We start from the raw sequence: 15,847 nt of genomic DNA, 5'->3' as shown, positions 1-15,847 counted from the left end.
AGCGTTCACTAGTGGTGTGCGGATATTTTAAAGAGAGCTGAATTTCTCCTCCAGCCGCCGTGCAAGCTCATCGTCCGGTAACGGATTACGATGCGTATTTTCCAGATAGATATGCTTTTCAGTCTCGGGCATCAAATATTCCTTATACCATAAAAACATATCCGGACTATCCCCCTGAATCCGCAAAAATTTGCGGGCTGTTTCTACATGATCTATAGTGTTGGCAATATTGGTCAACCAATCAGCCCGATAAAAATGCTTCCACTGACCGATCTCTACCCGTAAAAGAGCCTGCTGGCCCTCCTTATAATCCCAAACCGCATGTGAAGCTTCGATAAACGCCTCTGGAAATCGCTCTTCTTGGTAACACATATACGCCTGGCAAAGAGAGGATAACCCTCTGCACCCGCTCCAATGCAGCTCAATTTGAACTAGCAGTTGAACATGCAGCCTGTTTCGCTCTTTTTCGGGTAAAAGTTCCATCACCTCTAGGCACTGCTTTCGCAGCAGATACCAGACTAGTACAACTCGCTCAGCTCGATCCCTGAACCATCGAACCTGCTCTACAAAAGGAACATCCCCTGCGGCCCAGCACAGACGTTCATCGCTCTCCGTCTTATTTTGCAGCCAATGCCCTATAATCTGCCTTGCCGGATGATGATAGAATTCATCGCCTGCGCGGTCGTCAGCATTAGGACCATATACTATGGTGTTTTTGAAGTAGCTTTTGTACAATTGGGCAATTCGCCCCTGCTGCGCTGTGTAGAAACGGTTAACGAAGGTCTGAAGCTGTTCATCAGCATCTGCTGTTCCATCCATCCACAACTTTGCTGTCAGATCTAATGTATAGAGATGAGGCAAAATATTCCCTGAATTCACCAGCAGATATTCACTAGCCCCTGCCGAAAATGCACCCTGTAATTCCTCCACTATAAAGGACGGATCCGTAGGGAATTGTGTTAGATGATTGGAGGCCTGCAAATCGTGGAAGGTGACGTGGTAATATACCCCGTTTTTGCCTTGATCACCTGCCTCGGGTAGAGCAGGCACGCGCAGATTCAGATGGCCATGTCGTCGCGACACCATTTTGCCGTATCCGTTATCCGCCCATATTTTAATAACACCTTCTGGAACTTCGATCTTTCCCTGTTTATACAGCTCCGCAATTTCTCCGTACATCGCCATACAGCACACAGGCTGGTCCACATATTCACAGATCATATCGTATTGCTTGCGAACCACAAATGAGATCAAATCGCCCCGTTTCTCCGGAGTATCAAAAGAGGGGTCATTCTCCCAAAAAGGTTTATCGCCCTGTCCGCGGAAGGAGAGCACCCAGAGTGTTTTTTCACCTTTTTGCCGCTCGATGGCTTCTCTCCACAGCTGTTCAAACAATTCTGGATATTCTTTATAGCTAGCCTGCTTGCCCGGAAAAGCACGCAGGAACATTTGCGCGCCAAGCGGCTCCGCATGATGATGTGTGATCCACAGTCCCATATCTACCGCAAGCTGATGATGAACTCCGTCTCTCGGCAAATCCGTCCCCGGGATTACCATATTTCCACCACAGCGCAGCAGCGCTTCAAAAACAGGCTCCCATACCTCCGCCGTCGGAGGATAATCCTCCTTCCAGCCGATAAGACACACTTCATCATTCACGAACCAACCTCGGTAACGTACCTTTGGCTGAATGCTGTTGTAGTCAGAAACAGGCAGATTGATCGCATCTTTCTTAGCAGGAGGAAGCTCCGCCCAGAACCAGAAGGGATCGACACCAAGCACGTGGCGGCTGTAATGAAGCATCCCATAAATAATGCCCAATTCATCACGGCCGATAATATGCAGGACCCGATCCTCTTCACTACCTGCAAAATGCAAACAAAAACCCTCTGCCCATTCCGGGCAGCCATCATCCTGTGTTGCATAACGAATAATTACAGTAGCTGCTGCTCCTTGTAACGGAGCTTTTCCGAACACCTGCTCATGATCTCTGGCGATCATTCGCCAAGCATGTCCAATTGGATTACTACATTCCACTTGAACATCGTATACACTTTCCGCTGTGACTCTAAATTCTGCATATGTATTCACTATCGCTTCATCTCCTAATTCGCTACAAAACACGGAGGACATAAGCTTCTCACCACCGGGCTTTGAAACATAGTTTAAATAGGCATAGAGTTTACCAGAATCTTCTATCTCTATTATAAAGCGTTTACATAGATTGTGCATGCACGCGTAATAATTACTGGAGGAGGACGGCGGTTACTGGAGCTGGAGCTACTGCATTAGAGCAGTTGGTGCTAGACAGGACAACAGTTACGACAGTTACTGCAATAGAGCAGCTGGTGCTAGAAAGGGACTACAGTTACTGCATTAGAGCAGGTGCTAGAACAAATGGACTGGGATCATCAGCAAGTAATCGGAATTTGGGTGGAAGTTAACATCGTTACAACGATAATATGTAACAGAAGCGCTTTGGTATGTTCATATGGAGCGTTCTATTGCACTTTGTGCAACTAAAAAAGATCTTTCCAGCTCATAAAGTGATTTAGTTGCACTTCATGCAACTATTTCTGCTCAAAATTAGAGAAATAGGCATTTTTCCAGATTCCAAGTGTACAAAGTGCAACTAAATGAAGATCCAGCTACTTTAAAGTGCGATCTATTGCACAAAGTGCAACTAAACGAGTTTTTAGGTTCTATGGTGTCTATGGGGAAGAATGCAACGGAAGGAGCTACATAGATTCTGCGATATTGATACATGATGACCTACTCTGCACTAACGCGACAGAAGGAGCTACTTGAGCTGTCTACTACCTAAATTAATTCGGATAGGAGCAACTTTGCCCGCTTACACAAACCGCAACAGTAGAAGTCCGTGTGCACTCACAAATCCCTCTTTCATACCCCAGCACTCAATCACATTACTCTACTACCTTCCTCTACTACCTTCCTTAATCCGCTCCCTCCGCCAACTTATGACGCACCATAATCCCGTCGGCCCGCACACGCATCTGAATCTCCCCCTGCCGATCCGTTCTAAAAATAGCAGCATGATTAACTTCCAAACGTTCCAATACCTCAGCTTTCGGATGACCATATAGATTATTTACTCCCGCAGAAATCACCGCAGCCGATGGATGCCAGAACTGCAGCCAAGACTCGCCTGTTGAAGTTTTGCTCCCATGGTGAGCTACTTTTAAAACGTCAATGGCAGGTCCTGCGTTAATACCCTTTTGCAGTGCTTGCTGCACAATCTCCTCCTCGGCTTCCAGATCCATATCTCCGGTAAATAGAAAATTCCTTCCGTTCATCTCTAAACGAAAAACTACAGAATCGTGGTTCTGATCCTCTAGCATTGGGATGCCATTCAGCATAGAAGAACCTGACGCTGCTCCCTCTCTATCTTGTTCCTCCGGCCATAAAAAGGACAGCTTTGTCTTATCATCCGGGGAAAGCCTCATTTCCTGATGCACGGCATACAGTTGAACATTGTTCTCCAGCGCAGTCCGCATCATCTCCATATAAGATTCACGGTCAGCGAGTGTGCCATTAAAAAGCAGTGCCGAAACCGGAATCGCCTCCATAACGGCTTGGAGTCCCCCGGCATGATCCTGATCCCCATGAGTCAAAATAATCGCGTCCAGACGGTGGATCCCACGTTTTTTAAGCAAAGGCACCAACACTTTAGCCCCTACCTCGAACGGGCTGCGGCGAATGCGCCATTCTTCTTTTTGCCCAAAATTTAACGTTCCTCCACCATCTACAAGAATATGAGCTCCTTTTGGTGTAGTGATGAGGATACTGTCGCCTTGCCCGATATCCAGATAACTAATCGTCCCTTTACCTTCCATTCTTTCTGACTGATAACCCTTGTACAGCATTAGGCCCAGTCCAACCGCAGATAGTAGAACAATCGCTCCGCTCCAACGTACAAACATAGGCGCATCCAAAAAATACTGTGCGCTCCCCGCTCCCCCAAACCCGCCGTGCTTGTTCACAGGTAAACCAATCTCAGCTAACGGCTTCGTCTCATCCTCCATATACTGCGGTGTTGCGCGGGCTTCCATTCTTAGCTTGGCAGCATACAACAGCCCGTACAACAAGACATAATACACTCCGATCCACAGCAGTGAAGGCGAGCGCCAAATCAAAACTCCACCAGCAAAACCATTGATCCATTCAACCGCATAAAAAGTAACGTTATTCAGCAGCTCCGTAATATGTGCCAAAAAAATTGCAGCATCTCCCCACAATCGTCCAAGCAGTAGCGCCAGCGTTCCTAAAGGCAATACAATAAAAGTAATAAAGGGCACAAAAACCAGATTAGCCACTAAAGACAGCAGCGAAAATTGATTAAAATAATAGATCGTCAATGGAAATGAGACCAACTGGGCAACTAGAGTCACAGAGACGGCGCTTTTAAGCCAGCGTGGCAGTGCCCTCAGCAGAGGGTCCATAAGCGGAACGTAGACCATTAATCCTAAGGTCACCAGAAATGACAACTGGAAACTGACACTGAGCAGCATGTAAGGATTCCAAATCAGCATAACCAGTGCCGCTGCAGCCAAAATATTCAGTCCATCCTTCAGCATGCCAACTCGTGCAGCGAGCAATGCAATCATACTCATTAATCCCGCACGTACGATAGACGGACCCGCACCTGTCAAAAGGACGTATATGGGAACGAGCACTAAGGTGACTGTTAGCGTGGTCTCTTTTGTCATCCGTAAGCGCCTGAATATAAATAAAAGAACACCAACATACACTGCAACATGCATGCCTGAAATGGCGAGGATATGTGTCAACCCAAGTTGTGAGAACTGCTTAAAGGTATCCGGATCGAGATCATCCTGCATCCCAATCACCAAACCCTTCATATATCCAGAGTGGCGCTCTTGAAACAGCCGATCCGTCTCTGCTCCAAGAACTGCCCGCGCTTTATCATTCCAGCGTAAGATCATTAACGGACGCCATGAATCTGGAGCCGTTGCTTGCACGTTCTCTGCCCCCTGACCCTTTAGAAGCCAGTGGATCTTCTGCGTATGTAAATAGGCTCGATAATCAAACCCTCCGTAATTCCGCGCTGTCGCTGGCTCTTCAAGTACACCGTTTAGCGACACCTGATCCCCTCTGCGCCACTCCGCGGCAATAGCGATTTCTTGCTCGGCAAGAAGTTTGATCTGCACCATAATTAACTCCCCATGCCCCCTTTTATCTTGTTCGTCCCGCGGATCAGGCGAAGCGGCCTCTTCCTCAGTAATCAACGATAACTCTGAGAGCTTCATCGTGAAATCAACCCGGTCCCCGTCCCGTTCCACAACGGAAATAATCGTCCCCTTAGCCTCCACGGCAGTCTCATTCAACTCCGAAAATAATTTCCCCAGCACTTCAGGCAGGTGACTTACATTGCGGCCTTCATTCCATTCCCAATATCCAGCGGATATAATAATCGCCAAACAAAATACCGCCAGCTGTTTCCAGCTCATGTTCACCCAAACTCTCATACTAACCAGTAACAATAGTAATCCAGCCCCCGCCAACCACAAGCTAATCCCTGAGTATAAACACGCTGCTGCACTTCCAGTCACCCAACACACTGTAAAACTTAATAAGGGTCTCTCCTTCACGCCTCCATTCTCCTCCTTTCGCAAGATAAAAAAAGAACCTCTGCATACGCCATAAAAGCGTACGAGAGGTTCTTCCTCAAGTCATCTTATTCAATTAGGGTTGTACAATACAGCTAATCCGCTACTTTAATCATCGTTTCACTTGGCGGCTCATAATTTTCCAATTGGCGAAATACGATGCCTTTGGCAGCCATCATTGCCTCTACCTTTTCCATATCCTTACGGTAAGGACGATAATACACAATCTCCACAATACCGCTATTAGCCAGCATATTTGCACAGGTCCAGCAAGGCTCATCCGTCACATAGACGGTGCTGCCTTCCCGGTCAATCCGGTCTGTGAATAGCAAAAGATTCTGTTCCGCATGAATCGTGCGAATGCAGCGCTGTTTCTTCACCATAGTCTCTACGCCATCCACGATCTCCATCTCATATTGCTCCGAGAGCATACAACCTGCCTCTGAGCAATCAGGTACGCCCATTGGCGCCCCGTTGTACGCGGTACCAAGCAGCTTTTTGCCTTGCACCAGCACAGCACCTACATGTCGTCGTGAGCAGCGTGAACGAGTTGAGACCATACAGGCAATGTCCATGAAATAAGTATCCCAGTCTTTACGATAGGCAGTAGTCATAATCAATCTCCATATCCTTCTAAATAGTTGTTAACTATTGTAGCACATCCCCGCAAGTTTTCACTAGGACAACGGTTGTGGCACTTCCAACGATCTTCATTTCCTATTTATCTTCAAAATATTACTAAAGCTTTTAACTTCTCCAGCATTTTAGGTCCTATCCCCTTTACCTTCCCCAGATCAGATAGGCTGCGAAAGGTGCCTACACGGTTGCGGTAATCCATAATTGCCTGAGCCTTCTTTTCTCCGATGCCCGGAAGATCCATCAGCTCCTTAACACCCGCAGTATTCACATTTACTTTACCTTCCTGTGAAGCTGCTGATGCGGAAAGCTCAGTCGCCTCCTTAGCCGCAAAAGCTTTATCCCCTGCCGACGTTTGCTTCCCTGCAATGTTTGGCGTTTGAACTTCTGCCCCTGTTGGTGTTTGACCTTCTGCCATTGGCGTTTGGCTCGCTCCTTTTGCTCTCTCCCCCGCAGCGGCTGCCGTAGCTTTTTCATCTGCCGAAGTTTGGACAGCTTGTTCTGCTTGTTCAGCTTGTTCTGCTTGTTCAGCTTCTTCTGCTTGCGCAGCCTCCTTAACCTTCTCACCGTCTTCAACATTCCCAGCAGCTTCAGCCTGCCCTGCATCTTTCTCTAAATGTTGCTTATTTCCTTTCGTCTGATGACCTCCCTCACTGCCCCCAGCAGCTGGAGCGTCACCAGACTCAGCGATTCCAACAGCTTGCTCCATACCAACATTCAAAGTCTCCCACCCGGCAATCCCGGAATCGCCCTTGCTTCCCGCCGCCCAGAATAGCCCACTTCCTATTACAGCAGCAGCCACTCCGAGCACGATACTCCCTTTATTCATATCACTTTCCTCCTCACAAAAATTCTTCTTATGCCTTTTTGTGAATCTTCATACATTCCTGCGGCTGGAAACTCCTTTAATAATTCATACAAAACCTGTCATCTGTCCAAGTCTATCCTGCATACATATAACGAAGAGCATTCATGTCAGTTAGTAAAAAAGCAACGCTAGAAAGGAGGAACCACAGGTGAAAGTAGGATTTATCGGAACAGGCAGCATGGGCAGCCTGCTGATTGACGCCTTTCTTTCTTCCGGAGCCCTGAATCCGTGCGATGTACTCGCCAGCAACCGCAGTCTGAATAAACTGCTGGAGCTAGAAGATCGTCATCCCGGCATAAACTTATGCGGAAGCAATAGTGAAACAGCGACTGGAAGTGACATTGTTTTTTTATGTGTAAAACCGCTGGAATTCAAAACCTTAACAGATGAGATTGGCCCTTATCTCCGCAGCGATCAAATCGTCGTATCCATTACAAGTCCCGTTCAATTGCAACATCTGGAATCCGCTTTGCCGTCCAAAATAGCCAAGATCATCCCCAGCATTACACACTGTGTCAAAAGTGGGACATCACTGTGCATATTTGGCAGCAGGCTTAATAAAGAAGACAGGCTTGTGCTGCTGCAGCTGTTGTCTTTCATAGGTGTTCCTTTGGAAATTCAAGAGGCCCATACCCGAATCGCTTCTGATTTCTCCAGCTGCGGACCTGCGTTCTTGAGCTATTTCATTGAACGCTGGATTGAAGCTGCGGTGGAAGTTACCGGGATTGAAGAGACGTTAATCAGCCGGCTTGCAGGTGAAATGCTGCTTGGAACAGGCAAGCTGTTAACAGAAGGAGAATTCACCCCGCAAGAGCTCCAAGAACGTGTAGCTGTCCGTGGCGGGATTACCGCAGAGGCACTGAACCATCTTCGCATTAGCCTTGAGGGCGTATTCGAACGTCTCATCATGACTACGCATGATAAATACGATGAGGATGTCACCAAGCTGGATGCATTATTTGGGCATGACGGTATTATTCAAAGTCCTGTAGACCGTTAGAAAACAATAAAACCCGCAGCACGGAATTCTCCGTTGCTGCGGGCATTATTGCGTTCTTCGCTTAACCCACTACGATATTTACAAGCTTGCCAGGAACCGCAATGATCTTGCGTACGGTTTTACCTTCTACTGCTGCACTCACATTCGGGAGTGACAACGCATGAGCTTGCATCTCTTCTTGACCCATATCCTGCGGGATCAACGCGCGTTGTACGATTTTACCATTTACCTGAATAACGATTTCAACCTCAGCATCCACCGTCCATGCTTCATCATACGTTGGCCAAGCCACGTAGCTGATACTTCCTTCGTGACCGAGCAGCTGCCACAGCTCTTCAGCGATGTGAGGCGCCAGTGGTGACAACATTTGTACGAAGTGTTCAGCAGCTTCTTGGGACAAAGTTTCTTGCTTATAAGCATCGTTAATAAAAATCATCAACTGGCTAATTGAGGTATTGAAACGCAGATGCTCGAAATCATCAGTGACCTTCTTAATGGTCTTGTGCCAAGTGCGTTTGAACTCGTCAGTGCCACCGTCTGCTGTGATTTTGGTGCTCAGCTTACCATCTTCACTCACGAACAGGCGCCATACACGGGACAAGAAACGGTGAACTCCTTCTACACCCTTTTCATTCCAAGGTTTGGTTGCTTCCAGAGGGCCCATAAACATTTCATACACACGTAGTGTATCTGCACCAAAAGCTTCCACAATCTCATCCGGGTTGATGACATTTCCGCGTGATTTACTCATTTTTTCATTATTATTTCCAAGAATCATACCTTGGTTAACCAGCTTATGGAAAGGTTCTTTTGTTTCAACAACGCCGAGATCATAAAGCACCTTGTGCCAAAAACGTGCATAGAGCAAGTGAAGCACGGCATGCTCCGCTCCACCAATATACAGATCTACTGGAAGCCATGCTTTTTGCTTCTCAGGGGAGCACAGCTCTTGATCGTTTTTCGGATCAATATAACGCAGGTAATACCAGCAGCTGCCCGCCCATTGCGGCATGGTGTTCGTCTCGCGGCGAGCCTTCATGCCAGTCTCAGGATCAATAGTTTCCACCCACTCTGTTACATTCGCAAGTGGAGATTCCCCTGTACCCGAAGGTTTAATCGCATCTACATCCGGCAGTACCAGCGGCAGCTGATCAACCGGAACAGTCTTCATTGTGCCATCTTCCAAATGCAGAATTGGAATGGGCTCTCCCCAGTAGCGTTGACGGCTAAACAGCCAGTCACGCAGACGATAGGTTACTTTGCCTTTACCTACGCCCTTTTCTTCCAACCAAGCAATCATCTTCGCAATCGCTTCTTCATTCTTGAGTCCATTCAGGAAATCAGAATTGACATGCGGTCCATCTCCGGAATAAGCCTCTTCTTCAACGTTGCCGCCTTGAACGACTTCCACGATATTCAGGCCGAATTGTTTAGCAAATTCCCAGTCGCGTGTATCGTGACCCGGAACTGCCATGATTGCTCCCGTTCCGTAACCAGCAAGCACATAATCTGCAATCCAGATTGGCGCCTTCGCACCATTCACAGGATTAATTGCATATGCGCCTGTGAAGACACCGCTCTTCTCTTTTGCCAAATCCGTACGCTCCAGATCGCTCTTACGAGAAGCTTTTTCACGATATTCTGCCACAGCAGCACGCTGAGCTTCAGTGGTAATCACATCAACAAGCTCATGCTCTGGTGCCAGTACGCAGTAACTTGCTCCGAACAGTGTATCTGGACGTGTAGTAAACACGGTCAGGTTAGCCTCGTGACCTTCAATGTTAAAGTTCACTTCTGCACCTGTTGATTTCCCGATCCAGTTGCGCTGCATATCCTTGATGCTTTCGGACCAATCCAGTTCTTCCAGATCCTCCAGCAAACGCTCAGCGTACTCTGTAATTCTCAGAATCCATTGACGCATCGGTTTGCGCACGACCGGGTGACCGCCGCGCTCACTTTTACCATCGATAACCTCTTCGTTGGCAAGTACCGTACCCAGTGCCTCACACCAGTTAACAGGTACTTCTGCTACATAAGCCAGGCCTTTGTTATACAACTGGATAAAAATCCATTGTGTCCATTTATAATAATCCGGATCTGTCGTGCTGATCTCGCGGTCCCAATCGTAGGAGAAACCCAGCGATTTGATCTGACGACGGAAATTATCGATGTTCTTATCGGTAAAATCACGTGGATGCTGGCCGGTATCCATCGCATACTGCTCTGCCGGAAGTCCAAAAGCATCCCAGCCCATCGGATGCAATACATTGAAACCGCGCATCCGCTTGTAGCGAGAAACGATATCAGTCGCTGTGTAACCCTCTGGATGACCTACGTGCAGTCCTGCACCTGAAGGATACGGAAACATATCCAGTGCATAAAAATTGGGTTTTTCAGGATCTTCTCCTGTCTTAAAGCTTTTGTTCTCATCCCAGAACTTTTGCCATTTCGGCTCAATAGTCTGCGCCCGGTAACCACCAGCGGGTGTGCTATTTGTTTGATTGTCGCTCATTGTCTGCTCCTCCTTGGAGTGTTACTTCTTAGATTTCTTATTTCTTAACCAAGCATATACACCTTCGGTGTCCTTATAAGGACGGTAAGCGTTTATGCGGGAAATATAAGACATGAAGTATTGCGTGAAACGTATACTCTCTTATATTTACAAAAAAACCTCCCATCCCTAGCGTATTATCGCTAGGGACGAGAGGTTATAATTCCCGTGGTACCACCCTAGTTAGCGGCGAATATACTTTATTCTGCCACTCACTTTGCACCCTTTAGCGGGGGTGAGGCGACGGCGGTTCATTCATGACATCCATTATCTCTTATGGATATCCTGTAAACTTGCACCGTTACTCCGAGGTGAGTTCACTCTGTTCCGTTAACCGACTCGCACCTTAGTGTCGGCTCTCTGCAATAACGGTATAGAATTAATACTCCTCATCATCGAACAACTATATACTGAGTCATCAGTAATATTCCCCAACATTATATACAAAACTGTTATCAATAGTCAATGATTATCCCTTTATACGGGCTTTCGTTTGATTAAAAACGCCATAAAGTGTTGAATTACGACTTTTGCAGCTGCAAAGAACGGTACAGCAAGGATAAGTCCAATCATCCCTGCCAGTTCACCACCTACCAGCAATGCGAAGATAATAAGCAGCGGATGCAAATGTAGCGTCCTGCCTACGACCTGTGGAGAAATAATATTGCTCTCCACAATTTGGCATAAAGTGTTTACCACAGCAACCAGTAGAACTAATCGAAAAGAGACGGTCGAAGCCATCACAATGGCAGGTGCAGCCCCTAGAAAAGGACCCATATACGGAACAATATTAAATACTGCCACCACACTGGCGAACAGTAAGGCATAAGGCATTCCGACGATGGCATAGCCGATATAGGCAAGCACACCTATAATGATGCAGACCAGAAATTGTCCGCGAATGTAATTGCCGAGCGCAGCATCGATATCTTTTAACAAAGTAACAATAGACTTGCGGCGTGCGCGGGGCAGACAAGAGACCACCGTCCGTTCAAATACGTCAAAATCCTTCAAAATATAGAACACCAGAAACGGCACGATAAAAGCATTGAACAGCAAGTTAATCGTTGTCCCTATATTATCGAGAAAATGCGAAATCCCTTCGGCCAGACGATTCTCCAGTTGAAAAAACCAGTTGTTCATCCCCATTTCAACCCCAGGCGGTATTAGCCTTGTATTCATATGGCTCATCAGCCCCTGGGCTTGCAGTGTGATCTCAGGCAGATGTTCATTTAATTCTTCAAGCTGCTCAATAAACATCGGGATAAGGTTGATGGCGATCACGGTAATCGCCGTTAGAAACACTGCATATATAAGTAGAACAGCTACGCTACGCGGCATCTTCCGTCCGGCCAGCATACTAACCACGGGATTCAGCACATAGGAAATAATCATAGCTGCCAGAAATGGAGCGAGGATTGCCTTTAAAAATACAAAAATCCCCTGCAGCATCGGACGAAGCAACCAAACAAAATACAAAATGATCAGGGATAGCAGCACTCCGATCATCCAGCGGAACCATTTACTTTGGGACCATTGTTCCATGAGAGTACCCTCCTGCGGTAGAGCCTGGACTAGCTTCGTAAATAAGTATATGTATGGCCGCAGCAAAATAACCATCAAACACACAAAAAAGCGTCAATAACCTTGCAACTGATTTCAGCTGAAAGGAAATTGACGCTTAAGTACATAGAGCAGTCTTGCTTACAAAGCAAGATTCATAGTTAAGACGACGCATGAATTTGCGGGAAATCCTGAGTCATATCATCCCCGGAGAACAGGTCGTCCAGCGAGCTTAGTGTGCCGTCTTCTTCAACTTGATAAACCGACATTTTTTCGCCATTTACCGTCAATTCGATGAAACAGCCCCAGCAATAAAACTGGTGGGAACCGATCTTTCCGATATCTTTGGAGTTGCAGTTTGGACACTTCATATAATACATTCCACCTATCCGTTAACAATATTAATGGCTTTTTGTAGCCGTTCTTCGCTCATCGCAGGAACCATTAATGCATTCTCACCAATGGACATCTCGTCAGAACAAGGCAGCCATTTGCGGCCTTCGATCAAATCAGTGACAAGCCCGTCACTAATTTCCAGCGCTCCTATTGTGTTTCCCAACTTTTGGTCAAAATAAACATCAGATATTCGTCCGAGTATAGTTCCAGTTGTAGTTAGCACTTTCAAATCCTTAAGTTTGTTCTTTCCAAGTAGAAAAGTACAAGGTATATGATCGGCATCTATCTTATCAATCGACTCTTTATTACGAATCATGACAGCATCCTCGCCGTAGGCCACAATATCTTCCCATGCCACAAATTTCACATGGCCACCAAAAAAAGATTTGCTTTCCAGTTCAATACCCGTAATATTCCAGTTTGAATCGAGCAAAATATCGACAATTTTGCCGATTGCGTTACCCTCTTCAACTTCATATACAGCCAAGCCGATCAGATCTTGAAGTTTCATGGCTGCTCGGTCTCCTCACTTTGAGTGTAATTACGAGTTCTCAAAAAGTGAAAGCCCGAATGATCAGGATACCTACCATAGCCTAGAAGTAACTAGTCTCTGATACGCAGCCGATTCAGAATGGTTTCAACTTTTCGAGCAACGTACTCAATTTCTTCAGTAGTATTACCCAAACCCATGCTAAATCGAATCGCTGACCCTAAAATATTTTCTGGAAGCTCCATTGCTCTCAGAACATGGGATATTTCCAGTGATCCTGACGTGCAGGCTGAACCGCTTGCTGCCGCAATCCCGTCCATATCCAGGTTCATCAGCATAACATCTGTTCTAGCTCCCGGGAAGCTCAAATTCAGTATACTTGGCAAAAAATGCTCGGTATTGCCGTTAATTGAATAACTTTCCCGTCCAATCAGCGCATCCAGCTCTTCAAGTAGTCTATTGCGCAGGAGCTGCACTTTTTGTCGACGTTCTGATAGACCTGTAACTGCTATTTCAACAGCCTTGGCAAATCCAGCAGTACCTGCTAAATTTTCTGTTCCGGCTCGTCTGCCGCGCTCCTGAAGGCCACCGTGGAGTCTTGGATGCAGCGGTGCTCCACTCCGCACATAAAGGCCACCGATCCCCCCAGGTCCATTGATTTTGTGAGCTGTAAAGCTCATGTAATCTACCGGAAGCTCCCGCAGTGTGATCGGTAAGGCACCAAGAGCTTGTACAGCATCAACATGGAACAGAATACCCCGCTCTCTGGCAAACTGGCCAATTTCCTGAATCGGCTGAACGGTTCCTACCTCATTGTTGGCATACATTACACTGATTAGCACTGTGTCTTCCTGCACCGCTGCTTCTACATCTGCAACGGATACTCGGCCTGTAGAATCCACAGGAAGATAAGTAACCTTAAAGCCTTCCTTCTCCAGCTCTTCGCAGGTATGTAGCACTGCATGATGCTCTATCGCAGAGGTGATAATATGATTGCCTTTCTGGGCAACAGCAGCGACAGCTCCATAGAGTGCTAGATTGTCACTTTCGGTTCCGCCGCCAGTGAACACCCACTCTTCCGGCGAGCAGCCTAAAAAGGCGGCGATAGTATCGCGCGCCCCATTTAATATTTTCTTGGCTGAACGTCCGAACTGATGTACACTGGACGCATTTCCATATTGTTCTGTCATTATATTCAGCATGACCTTGGCCACCTCCGGATGAACCGGGGTTGATGCGGCGTGGTCCAAATAGATGGTTTTCATCATTCATTTCTCCACTTCTAGGGTATAGGAAAACAGTTCGTTTTTAAGAACTATTAAATTATACCGCGCGAAAAGTTAGTTTTCCACAAACTAAAGAACACAATATTGTAATCAATTCCCTGCACAGGCTAAGGTAATGACAGCCAATTCTCTTCAGAGGTAACTTCTATGCCGTTTTTTCTAAGTAAAGCTGCAGTCACGCCGTTCCCAGCGATCTTCTTCCCTTTGAACTCTCCGTTATAAATCATGGTGCTGCCGCAAGAAGGACTGTTTTCCTTGAGGACTACCATCGTAGCTGAAACTTCTTGAGCTTTCTCAAGCGTAATATAAGCCCCTTTTAAATATAATTCTGTTACATCTATGCCCGATCGGTCCACTACTTTAGCCGTTCCTGCAAGCACAGCCTCACCATCCCCGCCGACAATTTCAGCTGGCTCTCTAGGCGTAGAGAATCCCCCTAATAATTCCGGACACACAGCAATAGCTTGATTCTCATTCAAAAGCTTCTGAATTTTCTCATCCAAACAATCCGTGCCATTATATCTTACCTTCATACCAGCTAAACAAGAGCTTACCAAAATCACCTATATGCACCGCTTTCTTCATTCATTGTGCTTCGTTTATAATAAGATACAACCCTTAACAGCCGTTCAAGCTAAGAAATATTTCGAGCATAACATGCTGATTACAAGCTGTAAACAAATCCAGCCTCAAAAACGACCGAATGGGAAGTGTATAAAATGTGCGGACGATATACGATAACCGTCACCATGGAAGAGCTGATGGTCAGATATTTTGCGAATGATTCAACCATTATCCACTATGCTCCAACATATAACGCAGCACCCATGCAGCAAATTCCGGCAGTCATTAACACAGGATCCAGCAATAAACTTGGGGAACTGCGCTGGGGTCTGGTTCCTTCATGGGCCAAAGATGACAAAATCGGCAGTAAAATGATCAATGCCCGGGCAGAGTCACTCCTTGAGAAGCCTTCTTTCAAGCGATTAGTAAGCTCCCGCCGCTGCATCATTCCATCTGATGGCTTCTATGAATGGAAGGTTCAGGGCAATAGCAAACAACCCATGCGAATCGTGATGCGCGATGGGGGTATTTTTTCAATGGCCGGATTGTATGATATTTGGATGGACCCTGAAGGTAATAAATTAAGTACCTGCACGATTATAACGACTACCCCAAATGAACTTATGGCTGAAATCCATAACCGTATGCCAGTTATTTTGAAGCCTGAGGATGAGCCAGAATGGCTGAGCCGGGACAATCAGGACGCAACTTCGTTAATAAAGCTTCTTAAACCCTATGATCAGCATCAAATGAGAGCCTACCCGGTTTCTACTGCAGTGGGAAATGTTCGGAATAATACGAAGGAATTAATCAATGAGATATAGAAAACAATATTATTCAAA

At 46.5% G+C, this 15,847-nt stretch carries 12 protein-coding genes; 2 read left to right on the top strand and 10 right to left on the bottom strand.

Features of this window, described 5'->3' with window-relative positions:
- Nucleotides 1-27: 27 nt before the first annotated feature.
- The 4 genes from MKY63_RS17210 to MKY63_RS17195 form a co-directional block, all read right to left on the bottom strand.
- On the bottom strand, nucleotides 28-2,091 hold the full coding sequence (locus MKY63_RS17210) for a glycosyl hydrolase 115 family protein (protein ID WP_256719530.1): 2,064 nt from the start codon (nucleotides 2,089-2,091) through the stop codon (nucleotides 28-30).
- 866 nt (nucleotides 2,092-2,957) lie between these two features.
- Entirely contained in the window at nucleotides 2,958-5,633 is a 2,676-nt protein-coding gene (locus MKY63_RS17205; protein WP_076147689.1) for a ComEC/Rec2 family competence protein, read from the bottom strand.
- A gap of 113 nt (nucleotides 5,634-5,746) precedes the next feature.
- The gene (locus tag MKY63_RS17200) at nucleotides 5,747-6,265 is read right to left on the bottom strand and encodes a dCMP deaminase family protein (RefSeq protein ID WP_036677545.1); all 519 of its coding nucleotides are present in this window, start codon (nucleotides 6,263-6,265) and stop codon (nucleotides 5,747-5,749) included.
- Nucleotides 6,266-6,378: 113 nt separating this feature from the next.
- Nucleotides 6,379-7,116 (bottom strand): ComEA family DNA-binding protein, encoded by a 738-nt coding sequence (locus tag MKY63_RS17195; protein ID WP_339809387.1) that lies wholly within the window; start codon nucleotides 7,114-7,116, stop codon nucleotides 6,379-6,381.
- Nucleotides 7,117-7,303: 187 nt separating this feature from the next.
- Here MKY63_RS17195 and comER point away from each other — a divergent pair, with 187 nt between their 5' ends.
- On the top strand, nucleotides 7,304-8,155 hold the full coding sequence (comER, locus tag MKY63_RS17190) for a late competence protein ComER (protein ID WP_036677548.1): 852 nt from the start codon (nucleotides 7,304-7,306) through the stop codon (nucleotides 8,153-8,155).
- A gap of 61 nt (nucleotides 8,156-8,216) precedes the next feature.
- Here comER and leuS read toward each other — a convergent pair whose 3' ends face one another.
- From leuS to MKY63_RS17160, 6 genes are all read right to left on the bottom strand, one after another.
- On the bottom strand, nucleotides 8,217-10,667 hold the full coding sequence (gene leuS / locus MKY63_RS17185) for a leucine--tRNA ligase (protein WP_036677550.1): 2,451 nt from the start codon (nucleotides 10,665-10,667) through the stop codon (nucleotides 8,217-8,219).
- A gap of 516 nt (nucleotides 10,668-11,183) precedes the next feature.
- Entirely contained in the window at nucleotides 11,184-12,251 is a 1,068-nt protein-coding gene (locus tag MKY63_RS17180; protein WP_036677553.1) for an AI-2E family transporter, read from the bottom strand.
- Nucleotides 12,252-12,430: 179 nt separating this feature from the next.
- A complete protein-coding gene (locus MKY63_RS17175; protein ID WP_036677557.1) occupies nucleotides 12,431-12,640 on the bottom strand; it encodes a hypothetical protein in 210 nt (69 codons plus the stop codon).
- A 14-nt stretch (nucleotides 12,641-12,654) separates the two neighbouring features.
- Nucleotides 12,655-13,176 carry a PRC-barrel domain-containing protein gene (locus MKY63_RS17170; protein WP_038572961.1) on the bottom strand — a complete coding sequence of 174 codons (522 nt, stop codon included), beginning with the start codon at nucleotides 13,174-13,176 and terminating at the stop codon, nucleotides 12,655-12,657.
- A 92-nt stretch (nucleotides 13,177-13,268) separates the two neighbouring features.
- Nucleotides 13,269-14,420: a cysteine desulfurase family protein gene (locus MKY63_RS17165; protein ID WP_038572963.1), complete on the bottom strand. Its 1,152-nt coding sequence runs from the start codon at nucleotides 14,418-14,420 to the stop codon at nucleotides 13,269-13,271.
- Nucleotides 14,421-14,548: 128 nt separating this feature from the next.
- A complete protein-coding gene (locus MKY63_RS17160) occupies nucleotides 14,549-15,004 on the bottom strand; it encodes a DUF523 domain-containing protein (protein WP_036677566.1) in 456 nt (151 codons plus the stop codon).
- Nucleotides 15,005-15,160: 156 nt separating this feature from the next.
- On the opposite strand from MKY63_RS17160, the gene MKY63_RS17155 reads away from it, so the two are divergent.
- Complete coding sequence (locus tag MKY63_RS17155; protein WP_036677569.1) at nucleotides 15,161-15,829, top strand: SOS response-associated peptidase; 669 nt, start codon at nucleotides 15,161-15,163, stop codon at nucleotides 15,827-15,829.
- Nucleotides 15,830-15,847 lie beyond the last annotated feature (18 nt).

The sequence above is a fragment of the Paenibacillus sp. FSL R7-0189 genome, assembly GCF_037969925.1.
Lineage (GTDB): Bacteria > Bacillota > Bacilli > Paenibacillales > Paenibacillaceae > Paenibacillus_AQ > Paenibacillus_AQ odorifer.
Note: the sequence above shows the minus strand (reverse complement) of the source record. Positions and strands in the feature narration are given on the sequence as shown.